This is a genomic window from Pseudoalteromonas sp. DSM 26666 (assembly GCF_900116475.1).
GTDB classification, from domain to species: Bacteria; Pseudomonadota; Gammaproteobacteria; order Enterobacterales; family Alteromonadaceae; genus Pseudoalteromonas; species Pseudoalteromonas tetraodonis.
The window spans coordinates 168,161-193,434 of the sequence record NZ_FPAR01000006.1 but is presented as its reverse complement, the minus strand read 5'-3'; the positions used below and the strand labels follow the sequence as shown (position 1 = coordinate 193,434).

Below are 25,274 nucleotides of genomic sequence, written 5' to 3'. Positions count from 1 at the left end.
CATTGCTCGTCAATGGTATGGCAAAGATGAGGAACGGAAGGCCCATTAGATTACTTTTCACATCGGAAGTGGTTTTATATTATGAAAATCAAAATTTTAAGTTTAGCTATATCGGCTGTATTGTTAACTGGCTGTGGGGGTTCTGATAAAAAAAGCACACCGACCGTAGTCCAAAGTGTGTTTGAGATCCAGCCATTAATGACGGTTACGGGCAAGGAAGATAGCCCATCAGCTATAATCATTAATGCCAATAAAGTCCCTGATGGCGCTGAGGTCATAGTTTTAGAATTAGTAGATCAACCTACGCTTGGTGAGATATCGGGTATATATCCAAATTTAAGCTACGTGCCGGTGGCAGACCAATTTGGTGACGATACCTTTAGCTTTAAACTAAAAAAAGGCACTAAAGAAAGTAGCACGGTAAAAGTTAATATTACCCTTGCGGCTGTTAACGATGCGCCAGTAATTACAGGAACTCCTGCTGCTACTGTGCAAGCTAATGAAACGTATCATTTTGCTGCCGCGGCTTCAGATATTGATTCTGAGCAATTGAGTTTTAGTATTGACAATAAACCTGATTGGGCGACGTTTGATACTGTAACTGGGGTATTAAGTGGTATGCCTTCAAATCAGCATGCAGGTAAAACCAGTGGTATTGTTATTCGTGTCTCAGATGGTGAATTTGAAGCTGCTTTACCTGCATTTGATATTGAAGTGACTGCAGTATCTTGGGTTAAACTCGGTGATTTACCGGGCTTTGAAGGTACGCATTTAAATGTTCAGTCAACCAGTGATGATCTGTATGCAGTGACACATAACTTTGCGATTGCTGCTGCTTCTATATGTTCAAGTGCCGAACCGAGCGCTCCGAGGTTGTCACATTGGGATATAGCACAAAATAGCTGGCAAAAACTGAGCTCACCGCAATCGAGTCGTTATTATTATCAATCAGAACTTGTTGATAAAAAGCTTTATCTCTTTGGTGGCACCGAGGCGTGTGCAAGTGGGGCAAATGCACAAGCTAATATGGAAGTGTATGATACACAAGAAAAAACCTGGCAGACGTTTGTAGCACCTACCTTTGCGCCGTTTATTAATCCGCTACAAGCGAGTTGTTCATTTAATGATGAGGTCATTGCGTTTTCTAAAAATGGTCAACAGCAACGCCTTAATCGTTTAAATACAGTGGATAACAGCTGGCAAGCAACAGAACTACCTGAGAGTTTGAATGAAATACAGCATTGTTTTAGCAAAGGTGATGCGCTTTTTGTTATCCAACGTCAATACGAGCAATTACTGTTAAGTCAATTTGATGTTGCTACACAAAGTGTTTTAAATTCAGAGTTAATTCCTGATTTTGAAGCCGGTGTTTATTATGACACTACACTTATAGGTAATACGTTATACCTGTTAAGTGCAAAAAACTTTGTGGAATTTGATTTTGATTTAATGCAATGGAAAACGCTTACCGCTAATCCGTTTGCGGTTGAGGTGCAAGATACGACTAGCTATTATTTACGTGATTTTAAAACGGTTGCCTATGGTAATACTCTGCTGTCGGTTGGTGGCGCTTATACCAATTATTATGGTAAAGCCATATATCACTATATTCCGCAATAATTTATATCCATAAAACTGATTTAAAGGGCTCACAGAGCCCTTTTTTATTGCTGATTTGCCTTATTAATTAAAAATTAAGCGTCTAGCGATGTAGAGCAAAGTGATCATCCATTAGAAAGTTTCGGTCAAGCAGGCTGCTGTGTTTTCTTGACCTTTTTATTCTAAAAGCCAAACGCCCCTACTTTTTAAACTCAATTTAAATATGATTACGCACCTAGTAATGGCCTCGATTGGTGAGAATACGCGCTATGGCTTGGGTAAAGAACGCCCTATGAATTTGAGCCTTTGGTTATCGCCTCTGTCATCGTTTAGTGTCAGTATTATTTTTAGCCTCACTCACGCATTAAGCTATATCAATTGAGCCTGTAAATGGTGTCTTTCCTTCATAACAAAACGAGCCGTTTTATATAGGAGACTGTTAAAAAAGCACTAAAACTGATAAAACTGTACTTTGCATAATTTTAATTGCATTGAATGTATAGGCATTAACTTTATTAAGCGCATGCTATACCAAGCAAAGGGAGAAGCAATGAGCTCTGATAGCAACTATATTCGCAGACTATTAGCAACCATTGGCATTACAGCTTTAGCAATAGGCTTATTTATGCTGCTATGGCAATTATCGTATGTGTTATTGCTTATATTTGGCGGGATTTTATTTGGTGTTTTTTTAATAGGGCTTGCGAGTCTGTTACAGCGTTGGCTACCTTTACCTCGATGGGGACTGGTAATGCTTGTTACTGCTACCGTATTGGGGTTATTAATACTTGCTGGCTACTTGGTTGGCCCTGCTATTATGGATCAGTTGTTACAGCTTAGAGAGCAAATAACTGGTGGGGTAAAACAGTTAGAAGGTTACTTGAAGGGTAAAGAGTGGGGCGAGGCTCTACTTCAGTGGGCGCAAGGGCAATGGCAACAAGCACCACTTTCACCAAGAAAGCTGATGGGGGAAGTTTCCGGGGTCTTTTCTACTTTATTTGGTTCACTTGCTGATATATTTGTTATTTTATTTATTGGTTTTTACCTCGCACTGCACCCTAAACCTTATAAAGAAGGGGTGCTATTTTTATTTCCAAGTGATAAACGCAGCCGCATAAATGAAGTAATGCACAGTGTATATTATGCATTGAAGTTATGGTTAATGGGCCGTGCAACATCAATGATTGTGGTAGGGCTTTTAACCGCGTTAGGTTTGTGGCTTATTGATATGAAATTGATAATGGCGTTGGCATTGCTTGCGGGTTTGTTATCGTTTGTGCCATTTATAGGACCTATTGCCGCTTTGATACCTGCGGTATTAGTCGCGTTACTCAATAGCCCAACCCAAGCTGCGTATGTACTAGTCGTGTACGGTGTTGTACAAGTGCTCGAGAGTAATGTAATAACACCGTTTGTACAAAGAACAGCTGTTTCATTGCCGCCAGCAGTTATGCTTGGTGGGCAATTATTAATGGGCGCTATGTTTGGAATTCATGGCTTGGCGCTTTCAACGCCGTTGTTAGTATCAATTATTGTCACTGTGCAGATGCTCTATATACGGGATGTTTTAAAAGAGAAAATCCAACCATTAGGGCAGTGATACGCTAAAGAAAGTGGCAAGTTATATAAATATAATTTGCCACTTTTTATGCCAATTAATTAACAAGTTACTCTTGTGTAGCCAATATAAAACATATTGGTTAGATGGCTGTTTAATGTTGAGCGGTGAGGTTTGCTTTTATTCTGCAGCATGGGGTAAAACAAATGAGAGTGTGGCTAAATGCTCTGTTTTATCAAATACATTTAAATTTGTGCTTTTTTCGTCATAGATTGCGGCTACTACGTTTAAGCCTTGGTTACGCAATGGCAATGTGACCAAGCCGTCATCTTTACTAACTATTGGCTCTTGATCTGGGTCGTTTACTAAATCATTGATTACTTTAGCGCCTTGAACCGCTTTGCTATTGAAAGTTATGCGGTAGCTGACTATTGCGCCTTTTTGATCTGAATATTCGTTACCTACAGGTAGGATTTGTAATTGCTGATTTTTAAGTGCAGGTACTTGGGCAAGCGGGCCACGCAGATGTACTGCGTACTTTTTAGTATGTTCGCTTAATAGTGCATTGGGGATTTCATCTCGACCTTTATCAAACCATTCACCTTCTTTTGTTTTACTCCACAACCCATTATCGAGCATACCAGTAATCGCATAAACGCTTTTATCACTTAGCAGCATCATAGGCCCTGATTCAATAAGTTTTACGTTTTTTTGTTGCCAGTTTTTACTATAGCCAGTAATGCTTTTAATTTTATTTTGTCGTTTTACGGTATCTAAATCTTGTGCGCCTTCGCCATATATAAAAGCTACCTGTGATGAGCGCTCTGCAAACCATATTGCATGAGCCTGTGCTTGTTCGCTGTATGCGCTTGATATTGAAGTGACTAATGCCATGCAGGCGAAAGGTAATATTTTCATTTTTTTCTCTAAATTTTAGGAGGTATTTATTTTTCGATGTTGAATACGTTTAACTCAAAAATAAAAACAACCCCTAATAACTTTGTAAAATTTGTTGCTGTAGGGTAGCTCTTTTTATTCTGTTTGTATATTATTGCAAATAACAATTATTACTATTTGCATTTCGTACTTATTTAATCGGCTCTAGTTAAAAAATTTTTTAGTGAAAACTTAACCGATTAAGCTTGTATGATATCTAAGAGATAGAATGAACTTAATAAATCGATACCAAATATCAGCCCTAACAATTGCTATAAGTACCATTTTAGCGCCTTCTGTATACGCAGCTTCAGCATCAGATAACATTGAGAAAATAGCGGTTTCGGGGGTTAGACAAGCTTTTCGTGGCGATGTGCCTTTAAGCGAGCAACCACAAAGTATTGAGTTTATATCAGCAGAAAACCTCGATGACGCAGGAGTGACTACACTCACCGATATATTTGATTTAACGCCGAGTATTTCTGAACAAAATGATTTTGGTGGATTGTGGGAAAGCTTTGCAATACGTGGGTTAGTAGGCGATGAGAATATTCCTTCAGGCTTTTTAATTAATGGTTTTTCATCGGGTCGAAGTTTTAGTGGTACCCGCGATACTAGCAATATTGATTATGTAGAAGTGATGAAAGGGCCTGGCTCTGCTCTTTATGGCCGTTCTGAGCCTGGCGGTACTATTAATATCATCACTAAAAAGCCACAGTTTGAAGAACAAGGCTCTTTGAAAGTATCAGCCGGTAGCTGGCAAAGTTATCGCGCTGAAGGCGACTACACTAATGCAATTAATGATCAAGTTGCTTTTAGAATAAACGGTGCAATTGAAGATGGTGAGGGTTTTAGAGACTACCACGAAAATAAAAAAACAGTGATCACACCTTCAGTTCTTTGGTTAATATCTGACACAACAAAATTAAATTATGAACTAGAATATGTTGATCAGAGTGTGACGTTTGACCGTGGTATTGTTGCTCTAGATGGGAAGATAGACGCATTACCTATTAAAACGTTTTTAGGTGAGCCAAGCGATGAACCAACAGAGGTTGATGCGATTTCTCATCAACTGACCTTTGAGCATCAAATAGGGCAATGGTCACTTTTAAATGGGCTTAGCTATAGCGATTCTAAATTTATAAGCGAATCGAGTGATGCTGAACTCGCCCCTAGCAGGCAGCTTTATTTTACTGATGGCGAAACCTTAAGTCGGCAACATAACGAGCGTGATTTTCAAACTAAAAACATCTCAGCGCGCACTGAGCTAAGTGGTAGCGTTACTGCTGCTGGGTTTACCCATCACTTATTAATTGGCGCAGATGCCAGCAAGTTTGATTTTGACAAACTCTGGTACAGATACCGCCCTACGCTTGAAGATACGCGCTATGCAATCAATATGTATAACCCCGTGTATGGGCAAACAGCACCCGAAGGCTCACTTTTATTTAACAGCACTGAAGTACAGCACAGTTACGGGATTTATATTCAAGATCAAATCGACATCACTGAGCAGTGGAAAGTACAAGTAGGCGGTCGTTATGATTGGTTTGATCAGCAAATAGATAATCACATTAATCAAAGTCAGTCTAAAAGCAATCAGAGTACATTTAGCCCACGAGTAGGCTTAGTGTATGCTTACTCAGACGACATACAGTATTACAGCAGTTACTCGGAAGGTTTTAGGCCAAACAGTGGTTACGATATAAACGGTGATGCATTTAAGCCAGAATCAACAACCTCTATTGAGGCGGGTGTTAAATTTAGCACCGATAACCTAAATGGCAGCTTTACTGTATTTAGCGCCGAAAAAAGTAATATGTTGACCACAGATTTGCAAGCAGGCGTATCGACGGCGTTAGGCGAGGTAACTAGCGAAGGCGTTGAGTTTGATTTACACGGTTATATTACAGAGCGCACGTCATTTGATTTTGCCTATACCTACACCGATGCAAAAACAGCAAACGACACGGTTAATACAGATTGGTGGGTAAAATTACCAAAAGGTAGCCCTTTACTTAATATTCCTAAACACAGTGCAAATGCGCGTATTAAAAGAGAATTAAATGATTTAATCGATTTAAATGCGACCGTTGGTATAGCTGTTCAGTATGAGGGGGAACGCTTAGGTGAAACCATAGACCCTACGTATTACTTACCTTCGTATACGTTGGTGAATTTGTTCGCAACTTACAACGTTAATGAAGATGTGATGGTACAACTGAACATTAATAACGTGCTTGATAAAGAATATTACTCAAACTCTTACTCTGCAATTTGGACTCAACCCGGTGAGCCTGTTAATTATAAGCTGAGCTTAAAATATAGCTTTTAATTTATCCTTGGGGCAGGCTTAACGATGCTTGCCCCATCACTTTATTCAGGCTGTGCACCTGTTCCAAGTAAAGTGTCAATATAAGCGAGCTCTTCGCTAAAAATGCCACAAAAAAATGCGCTTTGTTCAATTATTACAGCGTCATTAGGCTGGGCTTTGTAGCTTTGCTGGCATCTGGCAAGTTCGCGGGTTAACCACGAGCACTCATTACTTGCAGTGTTTATAGCTGCTTTTAAAAAAGAGGGCCATTTGATTTTTTGTAAATTAAAGCGATAGAGCATTACAGCGATACAGCCATAGGCTTGTTGTTCTTGTGATGGTGGGTTATCACTCGTTACTACGTCGCTGTTTAACAGTTTACTGTTGATAAGTGCTTGTTGCAGTGCGACCTGTTGTGATTGACTTAAAAAGCTTGTTGTCATAATGCGTGAGTAGCCCTGGTTACAATAGAAAATAGCATTTTGTATTAAAGGCTAAGCAAGGCGTTTTATGACTCATGCAGCACCGAAAAAATGCAACAACAGTGATAACAAAATTGGCCTGACTCTTTACTGAATTATTAAAATACAATTGTAATTGATTGGATAGTTTTGAAGTATATTAGCATCAATATTTTAATATCAATGCAGCGCATAACTGAGTTAGGTAATTGACTAAATAATTACTATTAGATGCGTTTTTAAAGGAATAAAGATGTTTTTATCATTTTTTAAAAATCTTTTATATTGTTTATATAGTAATTTACTCGGTCAAATCTATCACTCATCCGCAGAGACAGATGTTATTGCTTAAGGTGCTTTATCAGTTGAGTTATCAATCTGCGCTAGGTGTTACTGAGAAATAAGAGTTATATACTTTATCAAGGTGTGGGCGTTATGCAGTAAGCCGTTTAAAGAAACTATGCCCAGATAAAGCGAGTAAATTTTTATTACCTAAAATGACATGTACAAAAGCAGAACGCTATTTTAAATAAGAATAAAGCCGAGTAACATTTACGTTCAAACCTTTCTGAGCCCTCAATAAAGACAAAGTCCTCACTAAATCTATCATTGTAAAAATACAGTAATAATGAAAATCAGAATAAAATGATGCTCTGGGGAAAGCTTACATTAGTTGTGTAATTTTTATAGTTTGTATTGGTAAAATATTTTCATTCCTTTCTTAGTTATTGATTTTAAAGCTATTTAGATATGGTCTTTTTTTTGCTTGGTTGTTGTTTTTTAACCCTTTAAAAATATAGCAATCAAAAAATCATTTAAGGAAGAAAAGTTATGGCAGAGTCATTTAAGTACACAAATAATAAAGGACATGCAGGAGAGCTTCATCAAAAAGCTAATGAAGACCACCCCGTAATGACAACCGCACAAGGTTGCCCTATTAGTGATAATCAAAATTCATTAAAAGCAGGTCAACGCGGACCAGGACTATTGGAAGATCATGTGTTACGAGAAAAGTTGTTTCACTTTGATCACGAGCGAATTCCTGAGCGAGTTGTTCACGCAAGAGGGTATGGAGCACATGGTTACTTTGAAACGTATGATGCTTTAGATGATTTGACCTCTGCTGATATTTTTCAACGTAAAGGTGAAAAAACACCTGTTTTTGCACGCTTTTCAACAGTGGCGGGTAATCAGGGATCGCCTGATTTAGCACGTGATGTGCGAGGTTTTGCCGTTAAGTTTTATACGCAGGAAGGTAATTGGGATCTGGTAGGCAATAATATCCCAGTTTTTTTCATTCAAGACGCGATGAAGTTTCCCGACCTTATACATAGCGCAAAAGCAGAACCAGATCGTGGTTTTCCACAAGCGCAAACAGCCCACGATAATTTTTGGGATTTTGTAAGTTTGTCGCCAGAATCCATGCACATGGTTATGTGGGCAATGTCAGATAGAGCTATCCCGCGCTCATTAAGGTTTATGGAAGGATTTGGCGTTCATACTTTTAAGTTTATTAATGCACAAGGTGAAGAAAAATTTGTTAAGTTCCACTGGAAACCTAAAGGCGGTATGCAGTCAGTGGTTTGGAATGAGGCATTGAAATTAAATGGCGCTGATCCCGATTTTCATCGTCGTGACATGTGGGAATCAATTAATAATGGAGACTATCCGGAATGGGAGTTGGGCATTCAAGTATTTGATCAAAAATTTGCTGAAGAGTTCGAGTTCGATGTTTTTGATGCCACTAAACTGATACCCGAAGAGCAAGTACCAGTTAAAATTATTGGTAAAATGGTGCTCAATCGAGTCGTAGACAACTTCTTCGCAGAAACCGAACAGGTTGCATTTTGCACACAGAATATAGTACCAGGACTTGATTTTACTCCTGATCCTTTATTGCAAGGCCGTAATTTTTCTTACCTAGATACACAAACCAAACGCCTAGGTGGGCCTAATTTCACACAAATTCCTATTAATGCAGCAAAATGCCCGATGAGACATTTTCTTCAAGATGGCCACATGGCAATGCAGAACCCTAAAGGCCGGGTTAATTACGAACCTAATTCATTCAGCGGGGGTGAAAACAACCCACGAGAGTGTCCTGTACATGGGTTCAAAAGCTCAGAATCTGAGACTAATGGCAGTAAGTTACGCTATCGTTCAGAAACATTTAGTGACCACTACAGCCAAGCACGCCAATTTTATTTAAGTCAGACTGAGGTTGAACAAGCGCATATTCAAGATGCTTTAATTTTTGAGTTATCTAAAGTTGAGCATTTACGTATTAGAGAGCGCGTAGTTTCTCATCTGTTAAACATTGATAACAAGCTTGCTGAGAAAGTTGCATTGGGTTTAGGTTTACAAACTATGCCAGATGCGGCAGAAGCGGCGCTTGATACCCGTCAAGATTTACCAGTATCTGATGCGCTAAGCATTTTAAAAAATGCGCCAAATACATTTAAAGGCAGGAAGCTTGGTATATTAGTAAGTGATGGTTTTGATGCTGAAACCTTTAATTTATTAATACAAAGCCTTAAAGAGGAAGGTGCAAGCCATGAAGTTATTGCGGCTCAAGTTGGTGGTGCTAAAAATAGTAAGGGCGAGATTGTTGAGGCCGATCAGGTGATTAACGGCGGACCTTCGGTGCTTTACGACGCAATAGCTCTGCTTACCACTAATGAAGGCGCCAAAAAGCTTGCTGAAATACCGGAGGCGAAAGATTTTGTCAGTGATGCTTATGCACATATGAAGTATATCGGCTTTAGTGATAAAGCAGCTCCTTTAATCGAGGCTACTGGTTTAAATGGACAACTTGATGATGGCTGGTTGGATTTAAATAAAATTTCCGCAAGTGAGTTTGTCTCAAAAATTCGTAACCTTAGGTATTGGAGTCGATAAATCGTATAACAAGGGCTAGTGAGAACTAGCCCTTGTTATTGATAGCACCGTTTTATTTGAGGATTACAAAAATTTAAAGGAATAAAATGAAACTAATTTATGTCGATGATAACTTGCCGGGCATTACTCGAAAGAGGCATGAAAATCAGTGGGTTTATTATGATCCTGCAGGAAAGAAAATACATGATAAAGATGAAGTAGAGCGGTTAGACAGCCTCGCTTTTCCCCCCGCATACAAAGATGTATGGTTATGTCCAGAAGAAAATGGGCATATTTTAGCTACTGGCTACGACAGCAAAGGCCGCAAGCAATACTTTTATCATCCCGAGTTTAGGGAGCAGCAAGAGCTTAAAAAGTTTGAAGCATGTGCTTTATTTGGAAATAAACTGCCTTTGTTAAGAGCAAAACTATCGGAATATTTGCGAGGTAATGAGCTTGATTACCAGCGCACAATTGCAGCCGTTGTACGTTTAATGGATCTTGGAGCCCTGCGCGTTGGCTCTAAAAAAAATGCCAAACATAATAATAGTTTTGGTGCTACAACATTGCGTAGCCGGCATGCAAAACTAACGGGTAAAAATATTCGCTTAAAGTATAAAGCAAAATCCGGTAAGCAAAGAGAAGTGAACATAACAGATAAAGTGCTTAGCTCTATCATACAGCAGTTGCAAGATTTGCCTGGGCAGAGCTTATTCCAATATATCGATGAAGGCGAGTATTGTGATGTTACCTCCAAAGAGGTGAATGAGTTTATTCAAAGTGTTATGGGCGAGCAATTTAGTGCAAAACATTTTAGAACATGGCGGGCCAGTGTTTTGGCATTTGAAGTCTTACATAAATCAAACGGCCAGCTTTCGCTTAAAGATATGTTAGATAGCGTTTCAAGTAATTTAGGGAATACCCCAGCAATAGCTCGTAATTCATATATTCATCCAAAGTTGATTGAGCTGTGTAAAGGAGGCAAGGAAGCTCTAAAGGACTTTAATAACTTAGACAAACTACCCCGTAAGACTAAGTACCTGAGTCGCTATGAACGTGGGTTGTTGATATTTTTAGAAGAACAATGCTAATAACGTTAGTCTCTTTGTAATTCTACTCATATTTCAATCGCTTGAGTGATACCTATGTGTGTGAACTTTTTACAACTTCTAGCAACTTTTACTTTAAAGCCTAGAGTTTTACTCTACTTTTTTATTTATCTAGCTGATTTTAAAGGATTAAAACTTTGGTTTGAATGTTGCTAATTACTAAGCGTACTTTCTTAAACAAATAAAGGAGTTATTATGAGTACTGTTATTACTGGGTTATTCGATAATGCATCACAAGCAACATTAGCAATTTATAGATTAGAAGCTTTAGGTGTAAGTGAGGCGGATATAAGCATTGTCGCTAACGACTCGTATACAAAGGAAGACTTTGCTGTAGATGAAGGGACCAAAGCTGCAGAGGGCGGTTTGTTGGGCGCTGCATCTGGTGGCGTGTTAGCGGCAATTATTGGTGGTTTTACCGCTGTTGGAGCAGTCGCTTCTGGTGGTGCCGGCTTATTAGTTGCAGGTCCTTTGGTTTCAGCACTTGCAGCTGGTGGCGCAGGTGCTGCCGTTGGTGGGACTTTAGGCGCAGCAATCGGCGCATTTATTCCAGAACATGAAATTAAGTATTATGAAGACGCAATTGAGAAGGGTTCAATACTCGTCGGTGTTAAATATAACAGCGATAACAAAAATAGTGTTGAAGAAATTCTTGATAATGCTGGTGCAAGCAAGGTTTCAAAAGCGTAATATTTTAGAATGCGCTATCAGTATCTAAAATGTATAAAGGTGGAACTGCGTTCCATCTTTTTACGTGTTTGAATTTAAAACTATCTGAGTTTGGTATATTAATCTATATTGGCAACCAATGAATTACTTAGCCCACCTTTATTTAGCACAGCCTACGGCTGATTCTCATTTTGGCAATTTGCTGGGAGATTTTGGTGGCCAACGACAGGTAACGCATCTACCTACAACTGTAAAAAGTGCGCTAGATAACCATTATTTAGTGGATAAATTTACTGACACACATCCATTAGTAAAAGAAGCTAAGCAGCTTTTTTCAGCCAAGCGCAGGCGCTTTGCAGGTGTGGCAGTTGATGTGGTGTTTGATTATTTTCTTATTGCGCATTGGCAGCAGTTTAATAACCAATCACTAATTGATTTTAAGCACACCAGTTATGACCTTTTGGACAGGCGTATACCTGTAATGCCACAGAAAATGCAGCGTGTAGTAACCAGTATGACGAAAAACGATTGGTTTAAGGAGTACGAAAGCATTGATGGGGTAGGGCGGGCGCTTGATAATATTGCTAAACGTATTCGCTTTACTAATAATTTTGCAGGTACCGCTGAAGATATAATCCGCCATTATAGTGAGCTAGATGAGCTCTTTTTAGCGTTTTTCCCTGAGCTGATTAAGCACGTTAATGAGTTTAATTTGGAAAGCGCACCAAAGTAGAGTGCGCTTACAAAATAAGTGGTTTAGTCGTCTGGTCCTTTTAGGGTAAATACTAAATGTTTGCGCATATCTTTTAAAATTACGCCTTTTTTGAGCATGGCACCGCTTAAGCGTTTTTGCCACTTTAGTAGCTCCGGCTCTGCGGCTGAAAGTGCTTGTTGGTTTTCAAATTGAAAACACATTAGTAAAGAACCTGGAAATAAATGATATTCCACATCAAACCAGCATTGCAGCATACCTGGGATTTCAGCACGGCCTTGCTCTTCTATTTTGTCAGCAACATTGAGAACGAGAGCTTGTTGTTTTACTTGCACAGCAGATAGTTTTTTCATGTGGAGATCCAATTTAGAGGCTAAAAATACAGCCGGAATATTGCATTATACCCAAGCTTTCAGGGTGATAACAATGTTAGCCATACTTTAAATTAGATGGCTCACTGTGAATATTGATTGTGGTTAGTTTGGTAGTACAACCAGTTTGAATACACTATTTATCAAGGGAAATTATGAATTATATAGCTGTTTGTTTCGTTATTATTTTTATGTTGTCAGGGTGCTCTGAAGAGCAAGTTTCTGAGCAAAAATTAAAACCTGTTTCTGTCATAGAGTTAAATAAAACTAAATCGTTTGATAGTCGTATTTTATCAGGTGTTATCCAACCTGCTAACACAGCCACTTTAATGTTTGAGGTTAGCGGAAAGGTCGAAGACGTTTTTTTTGAAATTGGTGAGGCTTTTGAAAAAGGTGAGCCGTTAGCTAGGCTGGAACAAACAAAGTATTTATTGGCAGTGCAAGAGGGCGAAGGGCAGGTCTCTAATGCGAAGGCTATGCTGCTAAATGTTAAGCAAGATTTTGAGCGCAAAGCATCACTGGTTGATGATGGCGCTGTGTCACGCGCGCAATACGATGTAGCAAAGTCGCAATATGAGAGTGCCAAAGATAAAGTCGAGATTGCTAAAGTTCGACTAGCGATGGCAAAAGAAGAGTTACAAGATACCACGCTAATTGCGCCCTATGCAGGGACTATTTCAAAACGTAATATTGAACCTTCACAACAGGTAAGCCCAAATACGTCTGCATTTATAATTCAAGGTAAAGAAAATTTTGAAGTCTCTACCCTTGCCCCTGAAGCGATTCTCTCCTCATTAGCTATTGATAAGCCTGCTAAAGTGACTATTTCAGCATTAGATAAAACGTTGAATGCCAAAATTAAAGAAATTGGCACAGCTGCTCAAGGCGCGAATGCGTTTCCTGTTATTTTAAAGATATCTGAAAATGATGTTGCAGACATTAGAACGGGTATGAGTGCTGAAGTACAATTTAAACAACAGCAGGAAGCCACAGATGCTTTTGTAGTACCTGTAAGTGCCATTATGGCGCAAGAAAATAATCAGCATTTTGTTTTTAAGCTATTACCTACAGCGCAAGCTGAATCACAACAAGCAGGTTATGTTTTACAAAAAATAACCGTGGACGTAGTAACGTTTTTTGCGCAGAAAGCGCAAATTAAAGGCGATTTAAAAGAAGGGGAGCGAATTGTTAATGCGGGAATGGCTTTTTTACACGATGGGCAAAAAGTGACGCTTATCGAGGGTGAAATCAAGCGCCTTAATCCATAACCCGTGACGGAGATTTAAACGATGAAAATCCCTACTATTTCAGAGCTTGCTCTTGATCATAATCGCTTGATGCTGGCCATCGTCTTTGGCCTTATGCTATTTGGCGCATTTAGTTATTATCAACTCCCCAAACAAGAAGATCCTAAAATAAAAATTCGTGAGGCGGTTGTAACAACCGCTTACCCTGGCATGAGCGCAAAAAAAGTAGAGCTGTTGATCACTAAAACACTCGAAGAAGCGATACGTGAAATGCCCAGTATTGCCGAAATTCGCTCAGTATCTATTCCAGGCAGCTCTATTATTCACGCAGAGCTCAAGCAAAGTGTTGAGCAAAGTGAGTTTGATCAGCAGTGGGATATCCTGCGCGACCAAATTAACGCGGTTCGAGGCGAGCTACCCAGTGGTACTTTACCTTATGTAATTAATGATGATTTTGGTGATGTTGCCGTTTTAACAGTGGCACTTATTGCAGATCCCGCTTATAGCATGGGGGATCGCCAAGATGTGGCGCAACATATTGCCGATATGATGCATCAAGTCGAAGGCACAAAAAAAATTGATATTTTAGGCATTCAGCAAGAGCGTATTTTTATTGAAACTAAAAACGCTAAGCTCGCTCAATTAGGGATTGCACCCACACAATTGATTGCGGCTTTAAAAAATCAAAATATTATACGTCCCAGTGGCATTATTGATGCCGATGGTGAAAACTTTATTATCCAGCCTTCTGGGAATTACCAAAGCCTAGCTGATATACGCAATACGCTGATCACTGTTCCCAATCAATCACAAACCATCTTATTACGTGATATTGCCAAAATAAGCCGTGAAGTGATCGACCCCCCTTCAAGAACAAGTTACTACAATGGCCGTCAAGCCATTATTTTTGCAATCTCTAAGGATGAACAAGCGGATGTGCTGAAGTTCACTCCTAAAATGGAAGCGATGATAGCTCAAATTAATCAAACTATACCTGCGGGCTATCAATTAAAAAATATTACCCGCCAAGCCGATGTGGTTGCCGATGCTGTATTTGGTGTGAGCTTTAGTGTGTTACAAACCATTGTTGTTGTCTCTATTGTGGTTATTATGTTTTTAGGTCTACGCACTGGCTTGATTGTAGGTTCGATTGTACCTGCAGCTATTCTAATCACGCTTTCAATTATGAACTTCATGGGTATTCCGCTGGAGCGTATGTCGCTTGCCACGTTAATTATAGCGCTTGGGCTACTGGTTGATGATGGCATAATAATGGCTGAAGATTTTAAAAAGCGTATCGAAGAGGGCGAAACGCGTGACGAAGCTATTCGTAATACCTCGGGTACGCTTGCGATACCCTCTTTAACCTCATCGTTGACTACTATTCTTGTATTTTTGCCATTGATGTTGGCGCAAAGTAGTGCGGGTGAATATACACGCTCTATTTCGCTGGTGGTGTTAATTGCATTGCTTATTTCATGGGCGTTGAGCCTAACCTTTACTACTTACTTGTGTCATCGCTTTGTGAAAAAGGAAACGAGGCAAAAGCAAAATATTATTCGCCGTAAAATTAATGGATTTTTCGATAGCCTTAGTCCGCTTTATGAAAAAGTATTAAGACGAATTATGCGCGCTCGCATAATTTTTGTTGTTGTTATATTAGGGCTGTTTTTTGTTGGTGGTTGGGCTATGAGTTTAGTGCCTGCTAAGTTTTTTCCAGACTCCGACCGCGCGCAAATTTTAGTGTATTTAGATATGCCAGCCGGCACGTCAATGCGTAAAACTGATGCAACGATACAAGCCATTTTAAAAAAATTGGATGATAAAGCGCGTTTTCCGCATATTAAAAAATATGCTGCTTATGGTGGATTTGGCGGGCCACGGTTTGTTTTGTCACTCACACCGATTGATCCTGAGCCTTCAAAAGCATTCTTTATGATTGATGTTGGAGAGCGAAAACTAGCTGAGCCAACAATAAATAGCGTGCGCGACATGTTTGCTCAAGACTTTCCTGAAGTTATGGGGCGCGCTACTAAAATGTTTTTAGGGCCATCAGATTCTTCACTGATAGAGATTCAAATTAAAGGCCCAGATAGTAATTATATTTATTCTATTGGCGAGGAAATTAAAACCTTATTGCGCAATACAGACGGCGCATTCGATATTAAAAGTGATTGGGAAAACCGCATTACTACACTTAAAGTTGAGGTTAACCAGCAAAATGCTCGTCGTGCTGGGGTTAGTTCAAACGATGTTGCCCAAGCATTAGAAACCTACTTTTCGGGACGCACAATCTCTGAGTTTCGTGAAGGTGATGACATATTCCCCATTGTGTTAAGGGCACAAAACAGTGAACGTTACGATCTAGACCGTATTAACAGCGTAAATGTTTATTCTTCGGCTCGAGGCGTTAATGTTCCTTTAATGCAAGTGGCCGACATCCGCTATGAAACGCAATTTGCGCGTATTGCGCGTGAAAATTTATTTCGTACTGTAACAGTACAAGCTAAAAACCAGATTATGTCGGCGCAAAGTATGGTGCCATTAATTGAAGGAAAGCTTGATAAAATAAGAGAAAAATTACCACCTGGTTATGAAATAGAATATGACGGTGTAATTGGAGACTCCGCTGAATCGCAAGCGTCAATTTTAGCTAACTTACCGCTGTGTATTGCCATTATGGTGTTTATTATTATTGCGCAATTTCGCTCTTACCGTGCAACTAGTATTGTGTTTTTGACTGTGCCATTGATCATCATTGGTGCCGCTTTTGGTTTGTTAATTATGCAGGCAAACTTTGGGTTTATGGTTATTTTAGGTCTATATGCGCTTGCCGGAATTATCATTAATAATGCGGTGATTTTGATAGATCGAATCAATATTGAACGTAAACAAATTGAGCACAGTGAACAACAAACCGCTGAGCAGTATAATCAGCAAAATTATGAGGCGGTGATCAGCGCTTCTTTAAGACGTTTACGACCTATATTAATGTCTACTTGTACAACAATAATAGGCTTAATGCCGCTCATTTTATCTAAAGATGTTTTGTTTTATGGCCAAGCAAGCACTATTGCGTTTGGTCTTGCAATGGGAACAATTTTAACATTAGGGTTTGTTCCGGTTGTGTATACTTTTTTCTTTAAAATAAAGCCGGTTAAAGCAGATAAACAACAAACCCAGCGTGAGTTAGAGCAGGCTTAATACGAAGGGCTGATAATAGTTTTATCCCTATTTAGTGGTAATTTTAGCCACTAAATAGGCCTGTTTTATTCATACTTTATTTGTTTAGATAAAAACAAGTTAGTAACGTCTGCGACTTTGATTAACGACTTTTTATCAGCTTGACTCCAAGTTACCTTTGAGCCCACACTTTCACAACAAATGACACCTAACGGTTTGCTATTAAGTGTATAAATGTAATCAAGTAAAGAATAAATATCGAGTGGCTCAAAGTAAGAGTGAGAGAACGGCTTGGTTACTTCGTTATTTCTGGCATCAGAAGCGTCGAGTACTTGGTTAGCTAAAATATAGTTGAAATAAGCAGGGGAGTTTTCTGTGTATAGAACAGTTCCACTTGACACGTCATTATTTTCATCAAGGCAAATTAAGCAATTTAATGTACTGTATTCCTTATTAAATAACCAAAGGCTCACTCGATTAGCATTGGGAATAAGCGCTTTTAACTCTTTGCATATTTGCTTTAGCTTCCGGTCGCTAGAAACATTAGGATCGCTAATTTTTACTGCTAAGTTTTTTAGGTTGAGGTTTTTAGGATTATAAACATTGAGTAAGCTATTGATCTTAGCTTTATCAAACGGTTTAGTTAAGTAGCCATCCATACCAATATCTAAATAATGCTCAATGTCTTGTTTTAGGGTATTTGCTGTCATAGCTATAATCGGAACGGTTTTACCTGTAGGAAGCGCTCTAATAGCTTGCGTAGCTTTTATGCCATCCATTTCAGGCATTTGTATATCCATGAAAATTAAGTCTACCGAGTGCTCCTTGAAGTACTTAACGCATTCTTTACCGTCCTCTGCGATAATTAAATTAGCATTATGTGCTTTGAGCATTTTGACAATAATAAGCTGATTTATTTTATTATCTTCGGCAATTAAAACAGTACTACCTTGAAGGTTTGTTATATCAGTACACTGCTTCGAGGTTGGTGGCAATAAAGCAATCTCAAAGCTTTGCTCATAGGTAAACGTGGAGCCCTTATCTATTTTGCTGGTAAAGCTAAGGTGCCCCTGCATTAACTCACTTAAACGAGCGCAAATTGATAAGCCTAAACCTGTGCCTCCATATTTCCTTGAGGTTGATGAGTCGGCCTGATGAAACTCTTTAAATAAATGCTCTTGAACAGTCTCATTAATACCAAGGCCTGTATCAATAACTTCAAAGGTGAGTACTTGTGTTTGCAATGTACTATTTTTAACACTTATCTTCAGTTCTACTTGGCCAAAGTTGGTAAATTTAATCGCATTTGAGCACAGGTTATTTAAAATTTGCGAAATCCGAAGAGGATCGCCTTTTAAATTGTCTGCTATTTTAGGGTCTATCGATGTAATCAGCTTTATGCCTTTAGCAGATGCCTGCTGTAACTGGGGTTTTATTACATCGCTAATAACCTCATTAAGACTGAAGTTGATATGTTCAATTTCTAATTTGCCAGCCTCAATTTTAGAAAAGTCTAAAATATCGTTAACAATATTTGATAAGTAATGTGCTGACTTTAATATGCTTTTTAAGGTACTGTTTTTTTCCTCTGTGGTGGTCTCTGAGATCGCAAACTCAGCTAAATTTAAAATTCCATGTAATGGGGTTCTCAGTTCATGAGTCATATTTGCCAAAAATTTACTCTTTGTGTTATTGGCGATATCCGCGGCTTCTTTTAACTTTTCTAGCTCTTTATTGTGTTCTTTTTGTTTTTCTAACGCCATAAACAGCTTTTTATTATTAAGCCGAAGCTCTAATTGCGCAATGACCTCTTTGCTCAAAACCGTGAGTGCATTTATTTGTTTGCTTGAAAGCTTTTTTGGTTTATCGCTAATAACACATAACGTACCTATAGCGTTTCCTCTTGGTGTGATGAGAGGTGCACCTGCATAAAAGCGAATATTTGGGTCGTTTGTAACTAAGGGATTATCGTGAAAGCGGGTGTCAGTAAGTGCATTTTGAACTTCGAATACTTGGTTTTCTAGAATTGCGTGAGAACAAAACGAAATATCTCGTGCGGTTTCGGCTACATCAATACCATGCTTTGACTTAAACCATTGCCTGTCAGGATCAACAAGACTTATTAGTGAGATTGGCGTTTCACAAATATCAGATGCAAGCTGGGTTAAATCGTCAAAGGATTTTTCAGCTTCAGTGTCTAAAACGTCATACTCATATAAGTTTTTTAGCCGTGATAGTTCATCCTCAGGTGTTGACGCTTTTATCATTATGTAACCTTGTTTTTGTTATGCTTAACAATGAGTAATAGAATAAAAATAATAACGCATTAGCTAGGGTCTGTTGACCTTTCAAGGTTAAATTTGCAGCAGTCTGTTTGGCATTTAGGCAAGGCAGCGCCTATGTGGTGTGGTTGTTCCCCATAAATAGGCGATAACGCAGCATCAATACCAAACAGGCGCTGCCCGAAGGGTTCTGCCTAGGGGCGATTTACTCTTTGTTGCTCGGTTTTTACTTAGCCCACTAGGTTACAAACCTCGCGCCGCGATTAAACCGCCCCTAGCTTGAACAAATTTTAATCCGCAAAGGTCAACAGACCCTAGTATAAAATGAAAAAATACGCGTTTAATGTCAATTTGCTTAAAGTGTATTTTTATTTACGAATTTATCTACTGTTGAAAATTTAAGCTAAATTATTGTGCTTAAGTATTTAGCTTATATGACCTTTTAAATTTTTACGAATTGATTTAAAACAATCCGTCTTATAGCGAGTCAATCAACAATTTTATTTCGACCACTATTTTTTGCCTCGTATAAATAGTCATCAACGTATTTTAAGCTGCTTTGTAGGCTAATTGTGCCATCGTGGGTAAGCAGTCCAATACTGAGAGTAAAGCTAATATTTTTATTACGATAGTAAACTTTATGTTCATTCACTGCGTTTTTAATACGCTCAGCGGCTTGCTTAGCTTCGGCTTTGTTTGTGTTAGGCATAATAATTAAAAACTCTTCACCGCCAAGGCGAAATACGGCGTCATTTTTTCTGGTGAGGCCATGTAAAATATTAGCGAGTTCTTTTAAACCCTTATCTCCAGCTTCGTGGCCGTAGTTATCATTTATAGCTTTAAAGTGATCTATATCGAGCATTAATAATGAAATATAGGTATTTTCATCTTGTGTTTTTAATAGCTCATCGGTAAGAAACCTGTATAAGGTTCGCCTATTTAAACATCCTGTAAGTGGGTCTACATTAGCCTGTTTTTCTAACTCTTTGTTAAGTGTAAATAGCTCTTGAGTGCGCGCCTGTATTCGTTGCTCTAAACTAGTATTAAGGGCTATGAGTTTGTGTTCTATGTTTATTTCTTTGCTTACATCGTTTTGCACCGCAAAGTAATAAGCGATTTTTCCATCTCTATAAATCGGCGATATTGCCAACTCATTCCAATAGGGTTCCCCACTTTTGGTGTAGTTTAAAATTCGGGTGCTTATAGGTAGCCCTTTTTTGAGATGAGTTTTAAGTTTAGCTATCGTTTTTAAATCAGTGTTTTCACCTTGTAAAATAGAGCCGAGCTTTTTTCCTTCGACTTCAAAAAGGCTATACCCTGTCATTTTTTCGAATGATCCATTAACCCAAATAACATGCTTATTTTTATCGGCAATGACCATTCCTACCGTAGTTTCTTTGAGTGCAGTGACTAAAAAGTCTCGTTCAAGGGCTATTTTTTCACTTCCTGTTATATCCTGAAAAATGCCATATAGCTTAGTAATTTCACCATTTTTATTTCTTGATACGTTACCGCTTGATATTACCGTGCGTTCTTGTTGGTCGTCATCTACAACACGTAATTTTATACAACTCCATTCTTGCCCAGTTAAAAGCGCATTTTCGACAGCGCTGGCTATTTTGGGCTTATCATCTGCATGATAAAAGTTTATTGCAGTATCTAACTGTGGTGAATAGCGACTAGGGGAAACACCATGGATAGTGTAAATTTCATCGGTCCAAAATAATTGGTTGCTATTACAGTCGAGCTGCCAATAACCTACTTTTAAAACTTCGCCTGCGTTTTCTATGATGGTTTGTAATTCGTTATTACTAATAACAGAGGACACTTGGGCAAAATGCTGGTTAAAAACTAAAACCATATATTGGTGTTGGTTTTGATCCACATTATGTAAGCAGCAATTCAGTTTAATAGAGTAATCGGTTGCAAATGTGAGCTCAATATCAAATTGGTCTAACTCATTATGTTGCGATTTTAGTGCGAGAATTTGTTGTTGTAATAGTGTTTTGCTTTGAGTTGTACAACAGGCATACAGGCTTTCAATGGTTGGCATGTTTTTGGTTGTAATATTTAGCTCTGACCACCCATCTGAGAGATAACTGAGCTGATGATGGTTATCAAATACCATTAAAAGAAAGTTGCATTTTTCTAGCAGTGCTATATTTATGTCTTTAATATCCATAAGCTCCCTACATATGAAAAGTATTACAACAATATGGTTGAGTATAGACATCTTCTTTTATTTTTTCCGTTTGAAGGCAGTGTAAATAGTGGTCAGAATTTTTACTAAAAACGTATTTCAGGTTTGTTTTTGTGACTTTCCTGATAAGGTATTGGTTGGATAACAATATTTTAACGTTGTTTCGTTGTTGTTAACGAAAAACGAATCATTGGAGATTTTCATGAGCATATTTCGATTGAGTGTTATTACCTCGATTTTTTTAGCCGCAAATTTTTGCGCCAGCAGTGCACAAGCCAATACTAAAGTGATTCATGCGGGAGAGCTATTAAGCGTCCCTGGCGAAAAATCACAGCAAAAACAAACTGTAGTAATAGAAAATGGCAAAATAGTGTCTGTATCCGCTGGTTTTTTACCGGCATCTCGATTTGGTGATGATGCCCAATTAATCGATTTATCGACCAGCTTTGTTATGCCAGGGCTCATGGATATGCATGTGCATTTACAAGGTGAGCTTGGGCCAGATAATAAAAAAGAACTGGTTGAAATGTCTGATGCAGATGTAGCAATGCGCAGTGTACATTTTGCTAATAAAACCCTAATGGCGGGATTTACCACCGTGCGTGATGTAGGTAGCCAAAGCGAGCAAATGTACGCATTACGAAAAGGGGTGGCGAATGGTTGGGTTAATGGTCCGCGTATTATTGCCGGTGCTGGAGTTACTATTACTGGTGGGCATTTAGATGTTGATGGTATGAGTCCTGATTTACTCACCATAAAAACGCCACCAACAGTGTGTGATGGCGCAGTTGAGTGTCGTAAAAAAACACGTTATGCAATTAAGTATGGGGCGGATTTAATTAAAGTGGCCTCTACAGGTGGTGTACTTTCTGATACCACCACGGGGACAGGTCAACAAATGGAAGACGATGAGCTAAAAGCCATTGTAAAAACTGCACATGGGTTAGGACGAAAAGTAGCAAGCCATGCCCATGCTGCACAAGGTATTAATGCCGCACTTCGTGCAGGGGTTGATAGTATTGAACACGGCAGTTACACCGATGAAGAGGGCATTAAGCTCTTTAAAGAAACCGGCGCTTACCTTGTACCAACGTTATTAGCTGGCGATACTGTGGTTAATATGGCAAAAAATTCAGATTTTATGTCTGCACCTATTAAGGCTAAAGCAACGAGAGTGGGGGGTGATATGCTCAACAACTTTACTAAGGCTTACAAAGCCGGCGTTAAAATTGCCTTTGGCACTGACAGTGGCGTATCAAAGCATGGTATTAACGCAAAAGAAGCCGTATTGATGTATGAAGCCGGTATGAGTACCTCCGATATTTTAAAGTCGGCAACCGTCAATGCTGCTGATTTAATTGATATGAGCCAGAGTTTAGGCACTATAGAGCCTGGTAAGTTTGCCGATATTATTGCCTTAGATTCCAGCCCACTTAGCGATATTAGCGCTTTAATGGATGTTGATTTTGTGATGAAAGAAGGCGTAATTTTCAAACAACAATAAACACTATATTTATTTTATTATGAATGACGTTATAGCGCTGGTAGGTCGTACAACAAAATGTTTGTAGACGATTGACCAGCGTTATTTTGTTATACCGTTTTTAGGTAAAAAGGAAGTAGTTTATTTTGAAGAGCTTAGTGGTTTTATTTTTTAGTGTATGGCCTTTGTTAGCAAATAGTGCCTCGCAGCAACCAGTTCAATTTCCTGATGTTGAAAATGATGTAGCTTATGCAAAAGTGGCTTCATTGGGATTTAACTTAGCCGATGAAAAAATAGCCTACGGCAGTGATGAGTCACAGTACGCATTACTTTGGCGCGCAAAGCAAGCACTGGTGCAAACGCCGTTAGTTATTTTACTCCATGGTGGCTGTTGGCTTAGTGAGTACGATATTAAACACACGTATGCGTTAAGTACGGGGCTTGCACAAGCTGGCTTTAACGTGTGGTCATTAGAGTATCGAAGAAGTGGTACAAGCGGTGGTGGCTGGCCTGTCACATTTAATGATATAAAAGCCGGTATTTTAGCGGCAAGTACTTACAATAATGGCGAGTTTAAATTAGCTGACTCGGTTGCTGTAGGGCACTCTGCTGGTGGACATTTAGCACTGCTTGCAGGTGGTGAAATAAGCCAGCTTAAAGGCGTTATTGGCTTAGCCCCTATCACTGATATAAAAGCATATGCACGTGGTAATAACAGCTGTCAAAAAGTGACAAAAGATTTTATGCAAGGTATGCCAACTGATAAACCTAAGGCTTACACGCAAGCTAACCCGAGTGAGCAGCCACTTCATCCCCAAAGCATTATTTTACAAGGCGACAAAGATGCCATTGTCCCCGCTTTTAATTTAGCGCAGCTTAAACGCCCGGTGGTGATGATCGAAGGCGTGGGGCATTTTGATTGGATCCACCCAGGAACTGAGGCATTTAGTACACTAATAAAAAATTTAAATGAGATATAAAAATGAATTTTAATGAGATTGTAGCGCTTGATAAAGCCGACCCGCTGGCTAATAAACGCGATGAATTTGATTTACCCGCAGACACTATTTATCTCGATGGTAATTCACTGGGTGCTTTACCTAAAGCCGTTAAGTCGCGCGTGGCAGAGGTGGTAAATCAACAATGGGGTAGTCACTTAATTAGAAGTTGGAACGATCACCAATGGATTGATTTACCCACTCAGGTAGGAGATAAAATAGCGCCGATTATTGGTGCTGCAAAAGGCCAAGTGATTTGTTGTGACTCTATTTCAGTTAACTTGTTCAAGCTGTTAAGTAGTGCGTTATCGTTAAGCCCTGGCCGAAATGTGGTGTTATCCACGCAAGATAACTTTCCAACCGACTTATACATGGTACAAGGGTTAAGTGACTTATTAGGCCCTGACTTATGTCAGCTTAAATTAGTAGCAGAGCAACACATTGAACAAAGCCTTAGCGATTCAGTGGCGGTGCTGCTATTAACGCAGGTAAACTTTAGAACCGGGCAGCTATTAGATATGCAAAAGCTGACCAAGCTTGCCCACGAAAAAGGCATTTTAGTGATATGGGATTTAGCCCACAGCGCGGGGGCTTTACCGGTTGAGCTCGATAACTGTAATGCAGATTTTGCTGTTGGCTGTGGCTACAAATACTTAAACGGCGGCCCGGGCTCGCCCGCATTTTTATATGTGGCAAAACGTCATCAGGCTAGTGTAAAGCAGCCACTATCAGGTTGGATGGGTCATGCTAAACCATTTGCTTTTAATGCTGAATATCAGGGCGCTGATAATATAAATCAGTATTTGTGTGGCACACCCAGTGTAATTGCTATGAGTGCGTTAGATGCCGCCCTTGATGTATGGCAAAACGTAGACATTTCTCAAATAAGAGAAAAGTCGATTGCACTTGCCGAGGTATTTATTAAATTGCTACAAACACATTCATGCTTAAGTGATTTGCGTTTATGCTCTACTGAAAATGCCTGTCAAAGAGGTAGCCAATTGGCGTTTTCACATACAGACGCGTTCGCTATATGCCAAGCGTTAATTGAAAAAGGGGTTGTTGCTGATTTTCGTGCGCCCAATATATTACGCTTTGGTTTTACACCTCTTTATACCTCATTTGAAGATATATGGAATGCGGTCACGATTTTGGCTGAGGTGGTTAAAACCCAGCTATATACTCAGCCACGTTTTAATTTAGCAGGTAAAGTAACGTAACGTTATGATGAGCCATTATTCAATAATGGCTCATTGAATTACTTAAGTTAAA

17 protein-coding genes are annotated in these 25,274 nt (G+C 39.1%); 12 read left to right on the top strand and 5 right to left on the bottom strand.

Annotated features, from left to right (window positions below):
* Positions 1-81 precede the first annotated feature (81 nt).
* Both BM380_RS12760 and BM380_RS12755 read left to right on the top strand, forming a co-directional pair.
* The gene (locus BM380_RS12760; protein ID WP_090494695.1) at positions 82-1,620 is read left to right on the top strand and encodes an Ig-like domain-containing protein; all 1,539 of its coding nucleotides are present in this window, start codon (positions 82-84) and stop codon (positions 1,618-1,620) included.
* A gap of 529 nt (positions 1,621-2,149) precedes the next feature.
* The gene (locus tag BM380_RS12755) at positions 2,150-3,199 is read left to right on the top strand and encodes an AI-2E family transporter (RefSeq protein ID WP_090494693.1); all 1,050 of its coding nucleotides are present in this window, start codon (positions 2,150-2,152) and stop codon (positions 3,197-3,199) included.
* A 138-nt stretch (positions 3,200-3,337) separates the two neighbouring features.
* Here the strand turns inward: BM380_RS12755 and BM380_RS12750 are convergent, their stop codons facing one another.
* Complete coding sequence (locus tag BM380_RS12750; RefSeq protein WP_090494691.1) at positions 3,338-4,075, bottom strand: DUF4198 domain-containing protein; 738 nt, start codon at positions 4,073-4,075, stop codon at positions 3,338-3,340.
* A 247-nt stretch (positions 4,076-4,322) separates the two neighbouring features.
* Between BM380_RS12750 and BM380_RS12745 the strand changes: the two genes are divergently transcribed.
* A complete protein-coding gene (locus tag BM380_RS12745) occupies positions 4,323-6,431 on the top strand; it encodes a TonB-dependent siderophore receptor (RefSeq protein WP_090494688.1) in 2,109 nt (702 codons plus the stop codon).
* Positions 6,432-6,472: 41 nt separating this feature from the next.
* On the opposite strand, the gene BM380_RS12740 is transcribed toward BM380_RS12745, so the two are convergent.
* The gene (locus BM380_RS12740) at positions 6,473-6,853 is read right to left on the bottom strand and encodes a hypothetical protein (RefSeq protein ID WP_090494685.1); all 381 of its coding nucleotides are present in this window, start codon (positions 6,851-6,853) and stop codon (positions 6,473-6,475) included.
* 849 nt (positions 6,854-7,702) lie between these two features.
* On the opposite strand from BM380_RS12740, the gene BM380_RS12735 reads away from it, so the two are divergent.
* From BM380_RS12735 to BM380_RS12720, 4 genes are all read left to right on the top strand, one after another.
* A complete protein-coding gene (locus tag BM380_RS12735; RefSeq protein WP_090494682.1) occupies positions 7,703-9,769 on the top strand; it encodes a catalase in 2,067 nt (688 codons plus the stop codon).
* A gap of 86 nt (positions 9,770-9,855) precedes the next feature.
* Positions 9,856-10,839 carry a DNA topoisomerase IB gene (locus BM380_RS12730; RefSeq protein ID WP_090494680.1) on the top strand — a complete coding sequence of 328 codons (984 nt, stop codon included), beginning with the start codon at positions 9,856-9,858 and terminating at the stop codon, positions 10,837-10,839.
* Positions 10,840-11,052: 213 nt separating this feature from the next.
* Positions 11,053-11,547, top strand: coding sequence for a general stress protein (locus BM380_RS12725; protein WP_013464109.1), 495 nt, complete (start codon positions 11,053-11,055; stop codon positions 11,545-11,547).
* A 118-nt stretch (positions 11,548-11,665) separates the two neighbouring features.
* Positions 11,666-12,259 carry an acyl carrier protein phosphodiesterase gene (locus BM380_RS12720; protein WP_090494678.1) on the top strand — a complete coding sequence of 198 codons (594 nt, stop codon included), beginning with the start codon at positions 11,666-11,668 and terminating at the stop codon, positions 12,257-12,259.
* Positions 12,260-12,282: 23 nt separating this feature from the next.
* On the opposite strand, the gene BM380_RS12715 is transcribed toward BM380_RS12720, so the two are convergent.
* Positions 12,283-12,591 (bottom strand): hypothetical protein, encoded by a 309-nt coding sequence (locus BM380_RS12715; protein WP_090494676.1) that lies wholly within the window; start codon positions 12,589-12,591, stop codon positions 12,283-12,285.
* A gap of 173 nt (positions 12,592-12,764) precedes the next feature.
* Between BM380_RS12715 and BM380_RS12710 the strand changes: the two genes are divergently transcribed.
* Positions 12,765-13,877, top strand: a complete 1,113-nt coding sequence (locus BM380_RS12710; protein WP_090494674.1) for an efflux RND transporter periplasmic adaptor subunit — start codon at positions 12,765-12,767, stop codon at positions 13,875-13,877.
* Between the two features lie 21 nt (positions 13,878-13,898).
* A complete protein-coding gene (locus BM380_RS12705) occupies positions 13,899-17,060 on the top strand; it encodes an efflux RND transporter permease subunit (RefSeq protein ID WP_090494672.1) in 3,162 nt (1,053 codons plus the stop codon).
* 65 nt (positions 17,061-17,125) lie between these two features.
* Here the strand turns inward: BM380_RS12705 and BM380_RS12700 are convergent, their stop codons facing one another.
* Together BM380_RS12700 and BM380_RS12695 are read right to left on the bottom strand one after the other, a co-directional pair.
* A complete protein-coding gene (locus BM380_RS12700; RefSeq protein WP_090494670.1) occupies positions 17,126-19,306 on the bottom strand; it encodes a GAF domain-containing hybrid sensor histidine kinase/response regulator in 2,181 nt (726 codons plus the stop codon).
* Positions 19,307-19,808: 502 nt separating this feature from the next.
* The gene (locus tag BM380_RS12695; RefSeq protein ID WP_090494668.1) at positions 19,809-21,503 is read right to left on the bottom strand and encodes a GGDEF domain-containing protein; all 1,695 of its coding nucleotides are present in this window, start codon (positions 21,501-21,503) and stop codon (positions 19,809-19,811) included.
* A 220-nt stretch (positions 21,504-21,723) separates the two neighbouring features.
* On the opposite strand from BM380_RS12695, the gene BM380_RS12690 reads away from it, so the two are divergent.
* The 3 genes from BM380_RS12690 (at position 21,724) to kynU (ending at position 25,222) form a co-directional block, all read left to right on the top strand.
* A complete protein-coding gene (locus BM380_RS12690; protein WP_090494666.1) occupies positions 21,724-23,025 on the top strand; it encodes a metal-dependent hydrolase family protein in 1,302 nt (433 codons plus the stop codon).
* Between the two features lie 125 nt (positions 23,026-23,150).
* Entirely contained in the window at positions 23,151-23,984 is an 834-nt protein-coding gene (locus BM380_RS12685) for an alpha/beta hydrolase family protein (RefSeq protein WP_090494664.1), read from the top strand.
* Between the two features lie 2 nt (positions 23,985-23,986).
* The gene (kynU, locus tag BM380_RS12680; RefSeq protein ID WP_090494662.1) at positions 23,987-25,222 is read left to right on the top strand and encodes a kynureninase; all 1,236 of its coding nucleotides are present in this window, start codon (positions 23,987-23,989) and stop codon (positions 25,220-25,222) included.
* The last annotated feature ends 52 nt before the right edge of the window (positions 25,223-25,274 follow it).

Bases quoted from the DNA above. Each gene is read 5' to 3' on its own strand.
- BM380_RS12760 (WP_090494695.1), top strand. From the start codon at position 82: ATGAAAATCAAAATTTTAAGTTTAGCTATATCGGCTGTATTGTTAACT.
- BM380_RS12755 (WP_090494693.1), top strand. From the start codon at position 2,150: ATGAGCTCTGATAGCAACTATATTCGCAGACTATTAGCAACCATTGGC.
- BM380_RS12750 (WP_090494691.1), bottom strand. From the start codon at position 4,075: ATGAAAATATTACCTTTCGCCTGCATGGCATTAGTCACTTCAATATCA.
- BM380_RS12745 (WP_090494688.1), top strand. From the start codon at position 4,323: ATGAACTTAATAAATCGATACCAAATATCAGCCCTAACAATTGCTATA.
- BM380_RS12740 (WP_090494685.1), bottom strand. From the start codon at position 6,853: ATGACAACAAGCTTTTTAAGTCAATCACAACAGGTCGCACTGCAACAA.
- BM380_RS12735 (WP_090494682.1), top strand. From the start codon at position 7,703: ATGGCAGAGTCATTTAAGTACACAAATAATAAAGGACATGCAGGAGAG.
- BM380_RS12730 (WP_090494680.1), top strand. From the start codon at position 9,856: ATGAAACTAATTTATGTCGATGATAACTTGCCGGGCATTACTCGAAAG.
- BM380_RS12725 (WP_013464109.1), top strand. From the start codon at position 11,053: ATGAGTACTGTTATTACTGGGTTATTCGATAATGCATCACAAGCAACA.
- BM380_RS12720 (WP_090494678.1), top strand. From the start codon at position 11,666: ATGAATTACTTAGCCCACCTTTATTTAGCACAGCCTACGGCTGATTCT.
- BM380_RS12715 (WP_090494676.1), bottom strand. From the start codon at position 12,591: ATGAAAAAACTATCTGCTGTGCAAGTAAAACAACAAGCTCTCGTTCTC.
- BM380_RS12710 (WP_090494674.1), top strand. From the start codon at position 12,765: ATGAATTATATAGCTGTTTGTTTCGTTATTATTTTTATGTTGTCAGGG.
- BM380_RS12705 (WP_090494672.1), top strand. From the start codon at position 13,899: ATGAAAATCCCTACTATTTCAGAGCTTGCTCTTGATCATAATCGCTTG.
- BM380_RS12700 (WP_090494670.1), bottom strand. From the start codon at position 19,306: ATGATAAAAGCGTCAACACCTGAGGATGAACTATCACGGCTAAAAAAC.
- BM380_RS12695 (WP_090494668.1), bottom strand. From the start codon at position 21,503: ATGGATATTAAAGACATAAATATAGCACTGCTAGAAAAATGCAACTTT.
- BM380_RS12690 (WP_090494666.1), top strand. From the start codon at position 21,724: ATGAGCATATTTCGATTGAGTGTTATTACCTCGATTTTTTTAGCCGCA.
- kynU (WP_090494662.1), top strand. From the start codon at position 23,987: ATGAATTTTAATGAGATTGTAGCGCTTGATAAAGCCGACCCGCTGGCT.